Source organism: Natronobeatus ordinarius (assembly GCF_024362485.1).
Classification (GTDB): Archaea; Halobacteriota; Halobacteria; order Halobacteriales; family Natrialbaceae; genus Natronobeatus; species Natronobeatus ordinarius.
In genome coordinates, this window is the sequence record NZ_CP101456.1 from 587,256 (window position 1) to 604,063 (window position 16,808).

The 16,808-nt window shown below is 65.8% G+C and carries 11 protein-coding genes and 1 pseudogene; 6 read left to right on the plus strand and 6 right to left on the minus strand.

Features of this window, described 5'->3' with window-relative positions:
- Window positions 1-2: 2 nt before the first annotated feature.
- The 5 genes and pseudogenes from NMQ09_RS21140 to NMQ09_RS03075 all read right to left on the minus strand — a co-directional run.
- A pseudogene (locus tag NMQ09_RS21140) lies at window positions 3-581 on the minus strand (ATP-binding cassette domain-containing protein); the annotation flags it as partial.
- Complete coding sequence (locus NMQ09_RS03060; protein ID WP_255192981.1) at window positions 578-1,687, minus strand: ABC transporter ATP-binding protein; 1,110 nt, start codon at window positions 1,685-1,687, stop codon at window positions 578-580. The pseudogene NMQ09_RS21140 and the gene NMQ09_RS03060, both read right to left, overlap by 4 nt.
- A gap of 18 nt (window positions 1,688-1,705) precedes the next feature.
- Complete coding sequence (locus NMQ09_RS03065) at window positions 1,706-2,716, minus strand: ABC transporter permease (protein WP_255192982.1); 1,011 nt, start codon at window positions 2,714-2,716, stop codon at window positions 1,706-1,708.
- A gap of 1 nt (window position 2,717) precedes the next feature.
- On the minus strand, window positions 2,718-3,770 hold the full coding sequence (locus tag NMQ09_RS03070) for an ABC transporter permease (RefSeq protein WP_255192983.1): 1,053 nt from the start codon (window positions 3,768-3,770) through the stop codon (window positions 2,718-2,720).
- 177 nt (window positions 3,771-3,947) lie between these two features.
- A complete protein-coding gene (locus NMQ09_RS03075; protein WP_255192984.1) occupies window positions 3,948-5,552 on the minus strand; it encodes an ABC transporter substrate-binding protein in 1,605 nt (534 codons plus the stop codon).
- A 403-nt stretch (window positions 5,553-5,955) separates the two neighbouring features.
- Here NMQ09_RS03075 and NMQ09_RS03080 point away from each other — a divergent pair, with 403 nt between their 5' ends.
- From NMQ09_RS03080 to NMQ09_RS03090, 3 genes are all read left to right on the plus strand, one after another.
- A complete protein-coding gene (locus NMQ09_RS03080; protein WP_255192985.1) occupies window positions 5,956-6,123 on the plus strand; it encodes a DUF7556 family protein in 168 nt (55 codons plus the stop codon).
- 79 nt (window positions 6,124-6,202) lie between these two features.
- Window positions 6,203-6,622 carry a PPC domain-containing DNA-binding protein gene (locus NMQ09_RS03085; protein WP_255192986.1) on the plus strand — a complete coding sequence of 140 codons (420 nt, stop codon included), beginning with the start codon at window positions 6,203-6,205 and terminating at the stop codon, window positions 6,620-6,622.
- A 1-nt stretch (window position 6,623) separates the two neighbouring features.
- Window positions 6,624-10,832 (plus strand): DNA-directed DNA polymerase II large subunit, encoded by a 4,209-nt coding sequence (locus NMQ09_RS03090; RefSeq protein WP_255192987.1) that lies wholly within the window; start codon window positions 6,624-6,626, stop codon window positions 10,830-10,832.
- A 63-nt stretch (window positions 10,833-10,895) separates the two neighbouring features.
- On the opposite strand, the gene NMQ09_RS03095 is transcribed toward NMQ09_RS03090, so the two are convergent.
- Window positions 10,896-12,275 carry an LLM class flavin-dependent oxidoreductase gene (locus NMQ09_RS03095; protein ID WP_255192988.1) on the minus strand — a complete coding sequence of 460 codons (1,380 nt, stop codon included), beginning with the start codon at window positions 12,273-12,275 and terminating at the stop codon, window positions 10,896-10,898.
- A 150-nt stretch (window positions 12,276-12,425) separates the two neighbouring features.
- Here NMQ09_RS03095 and cofG point away from each other — a divergent pair, with 150 nt between their 5' ends.
- From cofG to NMQ09_RS03110, 3 genes are all read left to right on the plus strand, one after another.
- A complete protein-coding gene (gene cofG / locus NMQ09_RS03100) occupies window positions 12,426-13,577 on the plus strand; it encodes a 7,8-didemethyl-8-hydroxy-5-deazariboflavin synthase subunit CofG (protein WP_255192989.1) in 1,152 nt (383 codons plus the stop codon).
- 73 nt (window positions 13,578-13,650) lie between these two features.
- Complete coding sequence (locus NMQ09_RS03105; RefSeq protein ID WP_255192990.1) at window positions 13,651-15,471, plus strand: PAS domain S-box protein; 1,821 nt, start codon at window positions 13,651-13,653, stop codon at window positions 15,469-15,471.
- A gap of 80 nt (window positions 15,472-15,551) precedes the next feature.
- Window positions 15,552-16,793: a carboxylate--amine ligase gene (locus NMQ09_RS03110; RefSeq protein WP_255192991.1), complete on the plus strand. Its 1,242-nt coding sequence runs from the start codon at window positions 15,552-15,554 to the stop codon at window positions 16,791-16,793.
- Window positions 16,794-16,808 lie beyond the last annotated feature (15 nt).

Sequence of the window (16,808 nt, forward strand, 5' to 3'; positions counted from 1 at the left end):
TCACACAGGATGAAGTCAGGGTCGGTGCTCATCGCCCGGGCGAGGTTGATCCGCTGGCGCTGACCGCCCGAGAACTCGTGTGGATACCGGTTGTAGTACGCACGCTCGAGTCCGACCTGCTCGAGCAACTCCTTCGTCCGTTCTCGCCGTTCGTCTTTCGTGTACATCCCGTGGGCCTTCATCGGCTCTTCGATGATCTGGCCGACTTTCATCCGCGGGTTGAGCGACGACTGCGGGTCCTGAAAGATCATCTGCATGTCTCGCCGGAGTGGTCGGAGCTCCCGAGACGACCGCTCGGTCAGTTCGACGCCTTTGAACCGGACGCTCCCAGCGGTCGGCTCGATCAGCTGGAGGATCGTCCGAGCGAGCGTGCTCTTCCCACAGCCGCTCTCGCCGACGAGCGCGAGCGTCTCGCCCTTCTCGATCTCGAAGCTGACGTCGTCGACCGCCTCGACGTCCCCTGAGCCGAACAGTCCCGCGAGGATGCCGGTGTCGGCTGCGAAGTACTTCGAGAGATTCTCGACTTCCAGCAGCGTCTCGCCCGCTTCGACGTCCTCGAGCTGTTCGAGCGCGGAACTCATCGTCGTCCCTCCATGGACCCACGCTCACGTTCGCTGCGTGACTCGCCCTCGCGCCCCGGGAGCGGTTCGCTCTCCCAGTAGCCGTCGTCGCCGTGTTTGAGACAGGCGGCCCGGTGTGGCTCGCCGTCTTCGCCGACCTCGACGAACTCGGGTTCGGTGACGCGACACTCCTCCCGGGCGTCGACGCATCGCGGGTGGAACCGGCAGCCTGCGGGCGGACTCCTCGCGCTCGGCATCGTCCCCTCGATCGCCTCGAGGTCGTCGACGGTCCGGTCCGGCCGGGGAATCGAGTTCAACAGCGCTTTCGTGTAGGGATGTTTGGTGTCGTAGAACAGCTCGTCGACGGGCGCCTGCTCGACGATCTCGCCGAGGTACATGACGTTCACGCGGTCGCAAATCTCGGCGACGACGCCCATGTCGTGGGTGACCCAGATAAAACTCGTGTCGAACTCCGTCCTGAGGTCGTCGACGAGCTCTAAGATCTGCCCTTCGACGGTGACGTCGAGGGCGGTCGTCGGCTCGTCGGCGATGATGAGGTTCGGTCGGCAGCCGAGCGCCATGGCGATGAGCACGCGCTGGCGCATCCCGCCGCTGAACTCGTGTGGGTAGTCGTCGTAGCGGCTCTCGGCCTCGGGGATGCCGACGCGCCGGAGCATCTCGATCGCCTCTTCTTTCGCCTCCTCGCGGCTGAGATCGCGGTTGAGCTCGATGAACTCGCGAACCTGTCCGCCGACGGTGTAGACGGGGTTGAGCGACTCCATCGGATCCTGGAAGATGATCGCGATCTCGTTGCCGCGGATCTGTTCGCGCATCTCGGCGTCGGTGAGCATCTCGTCGCGGGGAACGAGCTCGCCGTCGCGTTCTTCGAACCCGACGACGGTCGTGCCCATGTAGTCGATCTCGCCGCCGACGATCTCGCCGGGCGATTCGATCAGGCGCATGATGCTCGAGGTTGCGACGCTCTTTCCGGCACCGGATTCGCCGACGAGGCCGACGATCTCCCCTCGTTTCACGTCGAACGAGACGCCGTCTACTGCACGGACGACGCCGCGTTCGGTGAAAAATTGCGTCTTCAGGTCGGTCACTTCGAGTATCGTTTCACTCATTGTAGATTGATAATCGTCTCACTTGATTCGCGGGTCCAGCGCGTCCTGCAGGCCGTCGCCGAAGAGGTTGAACCCCATGATGGTGATCAGGATGGCGAGGCCGGGCCAGATACTCAACCAGTAGTTCGAGTGCATGTACTGGTGTGCGAGGCGGAGCATCTCTCCCCAGTCGGCGGTCGGCGGCTGTGCGCCGTAGCCGAGGAAAGAGAGGCCGGCGACGATGAGGATCGTCACGCCGATGTACAGCGTCGCCAGCACCAGCACGGGGGCGAAACTGTTCGGGATCACGTGGCGGAGCAAGATGTCCCGATCCCTGACGCCAGCGGCTCGTGCGGCCTCGACGTAGTCCATCTCGCGGACGCTCAACACCCGACTGCGGATGAGCCGAGCGAACACCGGGATGAACGCGATCCCGACGCCGAGGGCGGCGTAGGTGATGTCGGGGTTCCCCCCGCTGACGAACACCGTGAACACGATCACGAGGACGAGCGGCGGGATGGCGTACAGCGTCTCCACCGCGCGCATCAGCACGTCGTCGACCCGGCCGCCGTAGTAGCCCGAAACTGCGCCGACGATCGTTCCCCCGACGAGTCCGATTCCGGTCGCGACGATCCCCACGAACACGGACACCTGCGTTCCGTAGATGAGTCGCGTGAGGTAGTCGCGACCGTTCTGGTCGGTCCCGAGCGGATGCTCCCACGTTCCACCCTCGACGAACGCCGGTGGCAGCCGGCGCTCGGTCGCTCCTGGATCGGGGTGACGCTCGGGGTGTGAGAGGAACGTCTCCGCCAGCAGGAAGTTCTCGGCGCGCCCGAGCGTGAGCCTCGAGAGGTTACTGTCGATGGCGGTGATCAGCGCGATGCCCAGCACGATCGCGATGACGTACATCCCGAAGCGGGCCGTGGTATCCGCCTTGACCTTCCTGAGCGTGTACCGCCAGCCGACGTCCGCCTCGAACTCGTCGTCCGCCGTCCCGTCGCCGATCTCGAGTTCGGTCTCGCTCTCCGTCTGTTGTTCTCCGACAGCCATGTTAGCTCTCCTCCCCGTACGATACCCGCGGGTCGACGTACGCGTAGGCGATGTCGGTGACGATGACGCCGATTACGAACACGAATCCGACGACGATGGTAGTCCCGAGGACGAGCTGGTAGTCGTACGTCCCGATCGCCTGGATGATCAGCCGGCCCATGCCGTTGATCGCGAACACCTCCTCGATGAGCACCGCACCGCCGATCGCGCTCGTCAGGTTGAGCCCGACGAGCGTGATGACCGGCAGCTGGGAGACGCGGAACGCGTGTTTTCGCATGATCGTCCGTTCGGGGACGCCGTAGGCGCGGGCGAGCCTGACGTAGTCTTTCTGGAACGACTCGATCATCGCGCTCCGTTCGACGCGCATGATCGTCGCCATCTGCAACGTGCCGAGGGCGATCATCGGTAAGAGCAGGTGTCTGATCGTCTGGTAGTACAACTCGAGGTGGCCGCTGTAGCCGTAGTGAGCGGGGTCGCGCCAGGGGTACACCAGCCGACCGGTCGGCAGCCAGCCGAGGTGGACGCCGAAGAGGATGATCAGCATGATGCCGATCCAGAACGACGGCGTGCTGACGCCGACGAGCGCGATGATTCGGGAGACGTGGTCGGTGGGCTCGTTCCGGCGTTTCGCCGCGAGCACGCCCAGCGGGATCGCCGTCACGATCGCGAACGCGTACGCTGAGAGCATCAACAGCAGCGTCGGTGGCAGCCGGACGAGCATCAGTTCGCTAACCGGCCGATCGTAGTACATGCTGAGGCCGAGGTCGCCCTGCAGCAGCCCTCTGGGGGACTCTTCGAACCCGGGAACGCCGAGTACCTCGAGGAACCACGGCAGTCCAAGGTAGTTGAGAAACCGCATGTGAAGCGGCTGGTCGAGGCCGTACCGTTCCTCGATCGCCTCGATCAACTCCTCGCTGGCGATCTGTTCGGCGACCATGTAGTCGACCGGGTCACCGGGCGCCAGATTGACGAGCAGGAACGTGACGACCGCGATCCCGAACATCACCGGGACGGCCTGCATCAGTCGATATATCGTGTATCGTAACAGCCCCATCGTATCACGCTACCGTCTCTCTCACACTCACTTCGGCAATATTGGGTACAACCATTTCCATGTGCGCTGAAACTCTACTCTTCTGTTAATTTTGGGACGGGTGTGGTAGTCAGTCGGTCGATGAACGAACCGGCGGCGGTTCGTCGCTCCGCTCCTCGTCGCAATCGCCCGATTCGCCTACAGCAGGTTGAGGTCCGGGTGGTCGAGGTGCGGGTTGGTGGAGACCGACGTACTCGCGTGCACGCCCTCGACGGCGTCTTCGACGTAGGCGACTGCGTTCAGGTCGCTCCAGCCCGGGAGGTGAATCGCCTGCTCGTTGATCTCGGTCTGGATTTCGGTGTAGAGTTCACTCCGTTCGGCGGGGTCGACGGACCGACGTGCGTCCTGGATGTTCTCGTGGAACTCCGGATTGTCGTAGAAGTGGCCCTGTGTGAGTCCCTCGTTGTCCTCGTGAAACAGCTGGTAGAAGTACACGTCGGGGTCAGCACCGCCGGTCCAGCCGAGGGCGTAGATGTTGAACTCGTCGGCGTCACCCGACTGGTACGTGTCCGTGAACACGTCCCAATCGAGGCGCCGAACGCTGGCCCCGTAGCCGATCTCGTCGAGGCGGTCGGCGATGACCTCGGCCCACTGCTGGCGAATGTCGTCCGGCGGGACGATGATGTCGAGTTCCTCACCGTCGTCGATCGCGTCGCTCTCGTCGAGCAGTTCCTGGGCACGGTCGGGATCGAACTCGTAGTTCATCTCGAGGAACTGGTCGGCGGGCATGTCGAACTCCTCGGCCACCGAGGGCGCCACCGACATGTTGGTGAAGACGGCGGCCTCCCCGAAGATGTCCTCGACGAAGTCACGGCGCGAGTGGCAGTGGGCGATCGCCCGGCGAACGTCGGGATCGGCCGTCGGCCCCTCGTTACAGTTGAACGCCATGTACAGGTAGCTCGTACTGTCGATGGACGCGATCTCGATACCGTCTTCGGACTCGATATCGTCCCAGTCCTGCGGGGGAATCCCCTCCATAATGTCGGTCTCCTCGGCGAGAATTCGGGAGACGCGCCCGGCGTCGTCCTCTGCCGGCTCGTACCGGATCGCCGCCACCTGGCTCGGCTCGTCCCAGTAGTCGTCCCAGCGCTCGACGTCGACGTACTCGCCGTCTTCCCACTCGGCGAACTGGTACGGCCCCGACCCGATCGGGTTCTCCGTGTTGTACGCGTCGGGATCACTCTGGCGAACCTCCGAGTTGACGATGCTCGTCGGAAGGGTGATCGTCTCGAACGGCGCGTACGGGTACTCGAGGTCGAACTGAACCGTCGTGTCGTCGATGGCCTCGGCGGACTCGATCATGTCGAAGTCCGGCATGTTGTCCGTCTGCTCCTCGACGGGTGCGAGGAACGAGTGGACGACGTCCTCGGCGGTGACCGGATCCCCGTTGTGGAACTCGGGCCCGTCGCGGAGTTCGACGACGAACCGCTGGCCGTCTCGTTCGATCTCTGGAGCGTCGGCTGCGAGCTTTGGTTGCGGATCGAGAGTCCCGACGTCGTACTCGTAGAGTCCGTCGTAGAGCACCTGCGTGATCTGAGAGGAGTACGCGTCGTTGAGAACGACCGGGTCCCACTCGATTGGGGCTACCTGCTGGGTGAAGCTGAGTCGGTCGCCAGCGGGAACGGCGGCGTCGTCACCGCCGATGCAGCCTGCGAGGAACGCGGCCGACACCGCCACGCCACTCCCGATGAGTCGGCGCCGCGTAATCGACGTCAAACCGTGTGGGTTGTCTTGACGAGACATACCCACACAAATGCTACCTCGGTTATATAGTTTTTTCTGTATTTCAGATTATTCTGATAGTACTGTCCTGGTGCAGAACTGCCGTGGATCCACGCTTCTGGTGAATCGTACTTCGCCTCAACGGGGCATTGTGTACGGCTGTGAACGACTCTGTCTACTGTCGTTGAATGAACGTCTGAGCACCCGATATTTGATATGAGCTACTTTTTATCTACAATTACCACACGCTGTGTCCGGTGCCTGCCGAATTACTATCTGTGTCGTCGATCTGATACTCGGCCGTGAAACTTTGCCGACCCCCGGCGTTCGCCAGATCCTGCTTCGTTCTCTGGCGGGCATGTCGTGATCACCACTGGAGGTAGATTCCGACGACTTTATACTATGGTGTGTGTGATATACAAGCATGGTGTCGAACCCATACGGGCACACGGACGTGCCTGGCGACACGATCGTCGGCGCGATCGACTCTGACGGCCGCAGCGACGAGTACGTCATCGCGGACATCTCCGCCGACGGGGCGTGGCTCTCGATGGCTGCCGACGAGGCGGCGACACTTCCAGCGTGGCGATAACCGTCCCGATTCGTTCACGACGATCGACTCCCGATCGCGAACGGTGATCTTTTTCCACTGGCGAACACAGTATCGGCGTATGAACTACCGAGCCGTCGAACCCACAGGCGAGTACGTCGCCCGCCTCGAGACGGGCGCGGAGTGGCGATCCGAGATCGAATCGCTCGCAGCGGAGGTCGAGGCCGACGCGGCCTGGTTCACCGGCCTCGGTGCGGTCTCCGACGCCGAACTCTGGTTCTACGACCAGGACGGGCTCGAGTACGCCCCCGTCGAGTTCGACGAACCACTCGAGGTCGCGAGCTGCGTGGGGAACGTCGCCCTGTTGGACGGCGAGCGGTTCGCCCACACGCACGTCGTCTGCTCGCGACCTGACGGGGAGGCCGTCGCCGGCCACTTGAACGAGGCGACCGTCTTCGCCGGCGAGATCCACATGCGCGCCTTCGAGGACCCGCTGGAGCGGGCCCACGACGAGACCACCGACCTCGACCTCTGGCTCTGAGATGCGCGAGGTAGACGAACGGTACTTCGAAGGGCTCGAATCGCGTCTCGACGAGGCGTTCGACGTCGCCGAGGAGGCCAAACGGCGCGGCGCCGACCCAGAACCCGAAGTCGAGATTCCAGTCGCGAAGGACATGGCCGACCGCGTCGAGAACATCTTAGGGATCGACGGCGTCGCCGAACGCGTGCGCGAACTCGAGGGGCAGATGAGTCGGGAAGAAGCCGCCCTCGAGCTCGCGAAAGACTTCGCTGAGGGGAGAGTCGGCGACTACGAGACGAAAGCCGGGAAGGTCGAGGGAGCCGTCCGCACGGCGGTCGCCCTGCTCACGGAGGGGGTCGTCGCCGCCCCGATCGAGGGGATCGACAAGGTCGAGCTCCTGAAAAACGACGACGGCAGTGAGTTCGTCAACGTCTACTACGCCGGCCCGATCAGGTCGGCGGGTGGGACCGCCCAGGCGCTGTCGGTGCTCGTCGCCGACTACACCCGCGCGCTCGTCGGGCTCGAGCAGTACGAGGCACGCACCGAGGAGATCGAACGCTACGCCGAGGAGATCGCGCTGTACGACTCCGAGACGGGGCTGCAGTACACCCCGAAAGACACGGAAACGAAGTTCATCGCCAAACACCTCCCCATCATGCTCGACGGGGAGGCCACCGGCGACGAGGAGGTCTCCGGCTATCGCGATATAGAGCGCGTCGACACCAACTCCGCCCGTGGCGGGATGTGTCTCGTTATGGCCGAAGGGATCGCCCTCAAGGCTCCGAAGATCCAGCGCTACACCTCCCAACTCGACGAGATCGACTGGCCGTGGCTCCAGGACCTCATCGACGGCACCTACGGCGACGACGAGGCGTCCGAATCAGAGGACGACGCCGAGAAGGAGGTGGCCGATGCGGACGCGGACGCGGACGAGGCGGACGAAGACGGCGACGAGAGCGACGGGGACGGCGCCGAGGAAACCGAGGAGCCAGCGGGGCCGCCTCGCGTCGAGCAGTCGAAGAAGTTCCTTCGGGACCTCATCGCCGGCCGGCCGGTCTTCTCCCATCCCTGTGCCGAGGGTGGCTTCCGGCTCCGGTACGGCCGCGCGCGTAACCACGGCTTCGCAACCGCGGGCGTCCACCCGGCGGCGATGCACGTGCTGGACGACTTCCTCGCCACGGGGACCCAGATCAAGACCGAACGCCCCGGCAAGGCCGCAGGCGTCGTCCCCGTCGACACCATCGAGGGCCCGACGGTCAAACTCGCCAACGGCGACGTCCGCCAGATCGACGACCCCGAGGAGGCCCTCGAGGTCAGAAACGGAATCGTCGAGATCCTCGACCTCGGCGAGTACCTCGTCAACTACGGCGAGTTCGTCGAGAACAACCACCCCCTCGCCCCCGCCTCCTACGTCCCCGAGTGGTGGATCCAGGACCTCGCGGCCGCCGGCGCGGACGTCCAGGCACTCCAGGACGACCCCCGGATCGACCTCGAGCACCCCACCGCCGAGCGGGCGCTCGAGTGGGCCGAGGCGTACGACGCGCCGCTTCACCCCATGTACACCTACCTCTGGCACGACCTCTCGGTCGAGGCGTTCTGTGCCCTCGCCGAGGCCGTCTCCGAGGGCGAACTCGAGGACGACGGCGCGACGCTCGTCCTCGAGTGGGCCGAAGAGACTCGAAGGGCACTCGAGACGATCGTCGTCGAGCACCGCCAGCGCGAGAGCGAGGGCCGGATCGAGGTCGACGACTGGAAGCCGTTCGTCCGAACGCTGGGGCTGACCGACGACCTCGAGCGGACGTGGGCCGACGAGGACCTCACGGAGCGCGCGCGAACGTGGGCCGATGGGGAGAACGCGATCGAGGCGGTCAACGAGGTCGCCCCCTTCCGGGTCCGCGAACGTGCACCGACCCGGATCGGCAACCGGATGGGTCGTCCGGAGAAATCAGAGAGCAGAGACCTCAGCCCGGCCGTCCACACGCTGTTTCCCATCGGCGAAGCCGGCGGCGCCCAGCGGGACGTCGCCAAGGCCGGCAAACACGCCGAGACGATGTCGGATACGCCCGGCGTCGTCGAACTCGAGATCGGTCGCCAGTACTGTCACAACTGCGACACGGAGACGTTCGAGAACCGCTGCCCGGAGTGTGGCTCGCGTACCGAACCCGACTATCGCTGTCCGAGCTGTGAGACGAAGATCGAACCCGACGAGGCCGGCCGCGTCGAGTGTGGCCGCTGTGAGATCGAGGCGACCTGCGTCGAACACCGGGAGGTCGACCTCAACGCAGTCTATCGCGATGCACTCGAGTCGGTCGGCGAACGCGAGAACGCCTTCGAGATCCTGAAAGGCGTGAAGGGACTGACCTCGACGACCAAGATCCCCGAACCGGTCGAGAAGGGCATCCTTCGGGCGAAACACGACGTCTCCACGTTCAAAGACGGCACCGTCCGCTACGACATGACCGACCTCCCCGTCACGTCGGTCCGGGCGAGCGAACTCGACGTCACCGTCGGCCAGCTCCAGGCGCTCGGCTACGAGGAAGACATCTACGGCGAGCCGCTTTCCCACGAGGACCAGCTGGTCGAACTCAAAGTCCAGGACGTCGTTCTCTCCGACGGCGCCGCCGAGCACATGATGAAGACGGCCGCGTTCATCGACGACCTGCTCGAGCAGTACTACGGCCTCGAGCCGTTCTACGAACTCGAGGAGCGCCAGGACCTCGTGGGCAGGCTCGTCTTCGGGATGGCCCCGCACACCTCGGCGGCGACCGTCGGCCGCGTGGTTGGCTTTACCAGCGCGGCCGTGGGCTACGCCCACCCGTTCTTCCATGCAGCCAAGCGTCGGAACTGCTTCCACCCGGAGACGGAGATCGTTTATCGTGAAGGGGAGCCACGGTCTATTTACGACAAACAGCAACTCGAAGCCGGTGACGGGTTGCCACCCGAGGAACGACCACGACGGGCCAGTATTCGGACCTTCGTCGAAGATCGACTCGAGAGCCCGGAGCAGGACGATTTCGGTACGGAGTACCAGGACCTCGATGACGACGTCTGGGTCCTCTCGTACACGGGTGTGTGCTGTCCGAAACGCGTAACGACCGTCTCGAAGCATCCGGCGCCGAACCATCTCCTCTCGATCACGACCGAAAGCGGCCGCGAACTTCGAGTAACGCCGGATCACACGATGCTCCGGTTCGACGAAGAGTCCTCCGATCAGCTCTCACAAGAGTACTGGAAAGCGGAGACGGTATCGGCCCAGGAACTCTCCCCTGGTGACGAACTTCCGACGCCGTCGCCCGTTGGGGATCGGACGGTCGATGACTTCCTGTTCGGTCCCGTCAAGGAGATCAACGACTATCCGCCTGCCGTCACAGGCTGGGATACGATCACCGATATTGAAATTATCGAATCAGATACTGATTACGTATATTGTCTGGAAGTAGAGGAATCTCATACTCTTTCGGCAAATGGGATCCTCACAGGTCAATGTGATGGTGACGAGGATTGCGTAATGTTGTTGCTTGACGGATTGTTGAATTTCAGTAAATCATTTTTGCCTGATAAGAGGGGTGGTAAGATGGACGCACCCCTCGTCATGTCCTCTCGCATCGACCCCGCCGAAATCGACGACGAGGCTCACAACATGGACGTCGTCTCCCAGTACCCCCGCGAGTTCTACGAGGCGACCCTCGAGCAGGCCGATCCCGGCGACGTCGACGTCGAGATCGCCGAGGACACCCTCGGCACCGACCTCGAGTACACCGGCTTCGAGCACACCCACGACACGACCGACATCGCGATGGGGCCGGATCTCTCGGCGTACAAGACGCTCGGCTCGATGATGGACAAGATGGACGCCCAGCTCGAACTCTCCCGAAAGCTGCGGGCGGTCGACGAGACGGACGTCGCCGAACGCGTCATCGAGTATCACTTCCTGCCGGACCTGATCGGCAATCTTCGGGCCTTCTCCCGCCAGGAGACCCGCTGTCTCGACTGCGGCGAGAAGTACCGTCGGGTGCCGCTGACCGAAGTGTGCCGGGAGTGTGGCGGGCGGGTGAATCTTACCGTCCACAAGGGCTCGGTGAACAAGTACATGGACACCGCGATCGAGGTCGCCGAGGAGTATGGCTGCCGGGACTACACGAAACAGCGCCTCGAGGTCTTAGAGAAGTCCCTCGAGAGCGTCTTCGAAAACGACAAAAACAAGCAGTCGGGGATCGCGGACTTCATGTGATCGGATCGGTCGATCCGTCCGGAATCACCCAGTCGGCGGGTCGACGCCCATCTGAACCCACGCTCACGGGGACGGGCTGACGTTCGCCCGCCGTTCCGGTGCGCCCGGGTGGTCGGCGGGAAGTCGCGGCTCGTCCTCCTCGTAGAGCCGTTCCCGGAGCGTCTGACCGGGCTGGGATTCTGAGAGCAGCCCGCGAGCGCGGAGCTCCGGGACGACCAGGTCGACGAAGTCGCGCAGCGAGTCCGGCCGGACGACCTCCTTGACGTTGAAGCCGTGGACGCCGATCTCCTCGTGCCAGTACTCGAGTTCGTCGGCGATCGTTTCCGGCGTCCCGACGATCTTCGGCGAGGTCGTTCCGAGGCCACAGAACTGGGCGACCTCGCGGACGGTCCACTCCCGGTCGGGCTGGGAACGGGTGAAGGCGTTCATCGTTCCCTGGATCGCTTCGGTCTCGATGTGTTCGACCTTCTGGTCCGGATCGAGTTTTGAGAGGTCCATGTCGAGAAAGCCCGACAACAGCGCGAGCGTCGCCTCGACGTCGACGTGGTCTTCGTAGGACTCGTATTTCGCCTGCGCGAGTTCCTCGGTCTCGCCGACGATCGGGACGACCCCGATGAAAAAGCGCAGCGAGTCCGGATCGCGGCCGTACGTTTCCGCCCGCGTCCGGAGGTCGGCCATATACTCGCGAACGCCCGCTTCCGTCGGCTGGCTCGCGAAGACGGCCTCGGCGTTGGCGGCCGCGAACTCCCGCCCGCGATCGGAGGAGCCCGCCTGGTAGAGCACCGGCGTTCGCTGGGGCGACGGCTCACAGCCGTGGGGTCCCGGCACGGTGAAGCACTCACCATCGTGGTCGATCGACGAGACTCCGTCGGGGTCGGTGTACACCCCGGCGTCGGCGTCGACCCGGACTGCGTCCTCGTCCCACGAGGACTCCCAGAGCGCGTAACAGACCTCGAGGAACTCGTCGGCGCGGTCGTAGCGCGTCTCCTTGTCCATACGCTCGTGTAAGCCGAGGTTCCGGGCGGCGGACTCGAGGTAGGAGGTGACGACGTTGAGCGCGATCCGCCCGTCGGTCAGGTGGTCGAGCGTCGAGAACTCGCGGGCGAGCTGGTAGGGGTGGATGTAGGTCGTCGACCGCGTCACGGCGAAGCCGAGTTCGTCGGTCACCTGGGCCATCGCGGGCACGAGCAGCTGTGGGTCGTTCGACGGCGTCTGCACGCCACGCTCGAGCGCCGTGTAGCGGTCGCCGCCGTAGACGTCGTAGATCCCGCGCACGTCGGCGAAGAAGACGGCGTCGAACCCGCCACGCTCGGCGGTCCGGGCGACCTCGGTCCAGTACTCGAGGTCGGTGTAGCGGGTCGAGCCGTCGCCCGGGTAGGTCCACGAGCCGGGCGACACGTGTTCGGGGGCGTTCATGGTGAAGAGGTTGAGATGCATCGCCATAGGAGAGGCTACGGTCGGGGCGCCCAAGAGCGGAGAGTCCGTGACCGTTGTTGGCGGTATCTGTGACGCCACGGCGTGGGCGTCACGCGAGACCGCCTCGTCGCGCTGGTGGACAGTAAGCCCTTATTGACTGGCCGAACAACACCGACCATGATCCCGGGCGCGGCCGAGTACGGCGTCGAGCTGTCGATCGACGACGCGGAGGTCGAGCGCCTGCTCGAGGTCGGTTCCGAAGACGTCTCCCCGGCACCCGAGCTCACCTTCGCCCGAAACGTCTTCGTCCCGCTGACGACGGCGTGTCGGTACACCTGCACCTACTGCACCTACTTCGACCCGCCGGGGCAAGCGTCGATCCTCTCGCTCGAGGAGGTCCGCGAGATCTGCCGGCACGGGGCCGACGCGGGCTGTACGGAGGCCCTGTTCACGTTCGGCGACGACCCCGACGATCGCTACACCGAGATTCACGCCCAGCTCGAGGCATGGGGCTACGACTCGATCCACGACTACCTGCGGGCGGCTTGCGAGGTCGCCCTGGAGGAAGGACTCCTCCCGCACGCGAACCCGGGGGACCAGACCCGCGAGGAGATGGCTACCGTCGCGGACCTGAACGCCAGTATGGGTACGATGCTCGAGACGACGGCCGACGTCGCGGCTCACGCCGGCCCGCGAACGAAGGTGCCAGGCCAGCGCCTGCGGACGATCCAGAACGCGGGCGAACTCGACGTGGCGTTCACGACCGGTATCCTGGTGGGCATCGGTGAAACGTGGGAAGACCGCGCGGAGAGCCTGCTCGCCATCCGCGAACTCCACGAGCGGTACGACCATATCCAGGAGGTGATCGTCCAGCCCGTCCGGGAGAACGAGCGCTGGCGCGGCGGAACGCCCGACCGCGAGACCCTGCGGCGGGTGACGGCGATGGCGCGGTACGCCCTACCCGAGGAGGTGTCGGTACAGGTGCCGCCGAACCTCGCGCCGGTTCGCGAGCTGCTCGACTGTGGGATCGACGACCTCGGCGGGGTGTCGCCGGTCACCGACGACCACGTCAACCCGGACTACGCCTGGCCCGCACTGGACGAACTCGAGTTGATCGCCGAGCTGGCGGGCGTCCCCCTGCTCGAGCGGCTGCCGATCTACGAGCGGTACCTGCCGGCCGCGTTGCGCCCCGAGCGCTTCGACGGCGTGCTGGCGGACGGTGCCGAGGGCGACCGGGAGTGGCTCTCGCCGCCCATCCGCGAGGCGCTCGCGGCCGACGACGCGGCGGGCGAGCGCTACCGGGCGGTGCTCGAGGAACGCGAGCGCTGACCGGTGACGGCCCCATCGGAACCGACTGTCACTCGCCGGGACGTTTTTAGACGTCGCCGTCTAGGCAGGGGGCATGCCCCACTCGATCCGGGTGCTCCACGTCGACGCCGACGCCGCGTTCGCCGACGCCGTTTCCACGGCGCTCGAGCGTGAGAGCCGCCGGATCTCCGTACGGACGGCGACCGGCGTCCGGGACGCGCTCGACGCGGTCGAGAGCGACGCGGTCGACTGCGTCCTCTCCGATCGCGACGCGCCGCGGGTGGACGGACTCGAGTTGCTCGCCGCCGTCCGCGAGGTCGACCCTCGGCTGCCGTTCATCCTGCTCACCGCCGAGGGGAGCGAGGCGGTCGCGATCGAGGCGATCTCGGCGGGCGTCACGGACTACGTGCGAAAGGACGACCTGTCGGAGCGACCCGGCGTGCTCGCCAACCGGATCGTGAAGTCGGTCGAAGCGGCGCGGACCGAACGGGAACTCGACCGGAGACGGGAGCTGTTGCGCCACACCGAGCGGCTCGCGGACACCGGCGGCTGGGAAGCCGACCTCGAGACGGGCAACCAGCGATGGACGCGGGGGCTGTTCGAGATCCACGGCATCGACCCCGACGAGGGGGCCGTGCCGACGGTCGAGGAGTACTTTTCGTTCGTCGATCCCGATCACAGGGAGGGGTTTCAGCGCACTCTCGAGCGGTGTCTCGAGCGGGCCGAGCCGTACGACGAGGAGGTCGAGATCACCGCGGCAGACGGGCGGACGCGGTGGATCAGGACGATCGGCGAGCCCGTCGTCAAGAACGGCGAGCCCGTCGCCTACCGGGGCGTCGCCCGCGACATTACCGACCGCAAGCGACGGGAGCGACGGCTGGCCGAGCTCGCGGAGTTCCGGGAGGCGATCATCGAGAGCGCCAACGTCTGGATCAACGTCCTCGACACCGAGGGAAACGTCGCGATCTGGAACGAGGCCGCAGCGCGAATCAGCGGCTACCCCGCAGCGGAGGTCGTTGGTCACAACGGGATCTGGGCGTGGCTCTATCCCGACGAAGCGTATCGGGCCGAGATCACCGAGGACGCCGCGGCGATTCTGCGCGGCGAGAAGGAAGCCCGGGAGTACGTGACCATGATCCGCACGCGCGATGGCGAGGAGCGGACGCTCGCCTGGCACTCCCGCAGCATCGAGACGGCCGACGACGAGCGCCTCGGCTCCGTCGCGATCGCCAGGGACATCACCGAACAACGACGCAACCTCGAGCAGCTCAACCGGAAGACGGCCGAGCTCGAGCGCCAGAACGCCCGGCTTGAGGAGTTCGCGAGCATCGTCTCCCACGACCTCCGCAACCCGCTAAACGTGGCGACGGGGTGGCTGGATCTGGCCCAAGAGGAGTGTGAAAGCGAGCACCTCGAAGTCGTCGCCGAGGCCCTCGACCGAAGTCAGGAGCTGATCGACGACCTGCTCGTCCTCGCACGCGAGGGGGCCCAGGTGGGCGCGTTCGAGTCGGTCGAGCTCGACGTGCTCGTCCACGACTGCTGGCGAACCGTGGACACGGCCGAGGCGACGCTCGTCACCGACCTCGACTGCGTAATCCGCGCCGATCGAAGTCGCCTCCGGCAGCTGTTCGAAAACCTCCTTCGAAACGCCGTCGAACACGGGGGTGAGGCCGTAACCGTCACCGTCGAGGAGGTCGACGGGGGGTTCGCCGTCGAGGACGACGGCCGCGGCGTTCCGAGCGAGCATCACGACCGACTCTTCGAGGCCGGCTACTCGACCTCACGGTCCGGCACCGGCTTCGGACTGCGCATCGTCGAACAGATCGCGGAGGCACACGGCTGGGAGGTCGACGTCGCCGACGGCGCCGACGGCGGTGCCCGGTTCGAGCTCACCGGCGTCGACGTCGTCCGGTGAGCGGTGCGCGGCCGTCACCGACGTCGGCACCACTGGCCGGTTGTCGTGTCCTTTTGCTCGGCAGGGGCTATCGGAACCGTATGGCAACCGAGTTTCAGTCGACCGCGTCGCTCCTCGCCGACCTCGAGGACGCGTCGTTCGACCGGCCCCCGGCGATCGTCTCGAACGCACACTACACCGGTCTCGCCGTTTCCCGCGCGCTCGAGGCCCTCGACGTGCCCGTCGTCGCGCTCGACCGGACCGGAGACGGCGTCGCGCCGCCGTCGACGGCGGTGGACTACGCCGGGCGGATCACGTACCCGCTCGAGGACGCCGACGGGTTCGAGTCCGACCTCGAGGCGGTGGTCGACGCCGTCGGCTCGGAGGTGGTCGCCTTCCCCTGCATGGACGAGTGGGTCCACGCCTACGCCGGCGCGGACGTCGACGGCGTTCGGCGGCCGTTCTCGGGACCGGCGGGGATCGAGCGCGTGCTCGACAAGGAGTCGCTGTACGCGGTCGCCGAGGCACTCGGCGTGCCGTACCCCGAGACGTACCGCCTGCGCGAGACCGATCCAGAGGAGGCCGCCGACGCGCTCGGCTTCCCGCTCGTAGTCAAGCCCGCCCGCAAGCGCGAGGGCGAGGAGGCCCTCGGCACCAACGTGATCGAGGTCGAGGACGAGGAGGCGTTCGCCGAGATCGTCGCCGCCGCCGAGGACGCCGACGTCCGGATCATGGCCCAGGAGCGGGTGAACGTGGCCCCGGGCGAGGACTGTTCCGTCGGCTCCTACGTGCCCCCGAGCGGCGTCGGGGACGCGCTCTCGGTCGTCGGGAACCCGCGGCTGCGCTACCCCCGGGCGTACGGCAGCTCCTGTGCGGTCGAACGGGTCGAACGGCCGGAACTCGAGGAACGGGCGTTCGACGTCCTCGCAGAAACCGGCTACCACGGCATCAGCGAGGCGGAGTTCGTCTACGACGCCGACCGGGGCGAGTACGTCCTCCTCGACGTCAACACCCGGCCCTGGAAGTGGATCGGGATGCCCGTCGAGGCAGGTGCGAACCTGCCGGCGGCGGCGTACGCCGCCGTGACGGAGGCCGAATACGAGCCCGAGCCGTTCCGGGAGGCGCTGTGGGTCGCCCTCAAGGAGTACGTCTCGGCGCTCGCGACCGACGACTCGACGCCGGCGGTCCTCGACGGGACCCACTGGCGGGCGCTCGCCTCGGGCTCGTTCGAGCGGAGCGACGGCGGGCTGACGACCGCGGTCTACCGGCCGTCGGATCCGGGCCCAACGGCGAAGCTGCTCGAGACGGAGTTCTCCGGACGGGAGTACTACTGCGCCTGCTGACCGAACGACGCTCGA

Bases quoted from the DNA above. Each gene is read 5' to 3' on its own strand.
- NMQ09_RS03095 (WP_255192988.1), bottom strand. From the start codon at position 12,275: ATGGCGATGCATCTCAACCTCTTCACCATGAACGCCCCCGAACACGTG.
- NMQ09_RS03070 (WP_255192983.1), bottom strand. From the start codon at position 3,770: ATGGGGCTGTTACGATACACGATATATCGACTGATGCAGGCCGTCCCG.
- NMQ09_RS03075 (WP_255192984.1), bottom strand. From the start codon at position 5,552: ATGTCTCGTCAAGACAACCCACACGGTTTGACGTCGATTACGCGGCGC.
- NMQ09_RS03105 (WP_255192990.1), top strand. From the start codon at position 13,651: ATGCCCCACTCGATCCGGGTGCTCCACGTCGACGCCGACGCCGCGTTC.
- NMQ09_RS03110 (WP_255192991.1), top strand. From the start codon at position 15,552: ATGGCAACCGAGTTTCAGTCGACCGCGTCGCTCCTCGCCGACCTCGAG.
- NMQ09_RS03085 (WP_255192986.1), top strand. From the start codon at position 6,203: ATGAACTACCGAGCCGTCGAACCCACAGGCGAGTACGTCGCCCGCCTC.
- cofG (WP_255192989.1), top strand. From the start codon at position 12,426: ATGATCCCGGGCGCGGCCGAGTACGGCGTCGAGCTGTCGATCGACGAC.
- NMQ09_RS03090 (WP_255192987.1), top strand. From the start codon at position 6,624: ATGCGCGAGGTAGACGAACGGTACTTCGAAGGGCTCGAATCGCGTCTC.
- NMQ09_RS03060 (WP_255192981.1), bottom strand. From the start codon at position 1,687: ATGAGTGAAACGATACTCGAAGTGACCGACCTGAAGACGCAATTTTTC.
- NMQ09_RS03080 (WP_255192985.1), top strand. From the start codon at position 5,956: ATGGTGTCGAACCCATACGGGCACACGGACGTGCCTGGCGACACGATC.
- NMQ09_RS03065 (WP_255192982.1), bottom strand. From the start codon at position 2,716: ATGGCTGTCGGAGAACAACAGACGGAGAGCGAGACCGAACTCGAGATC.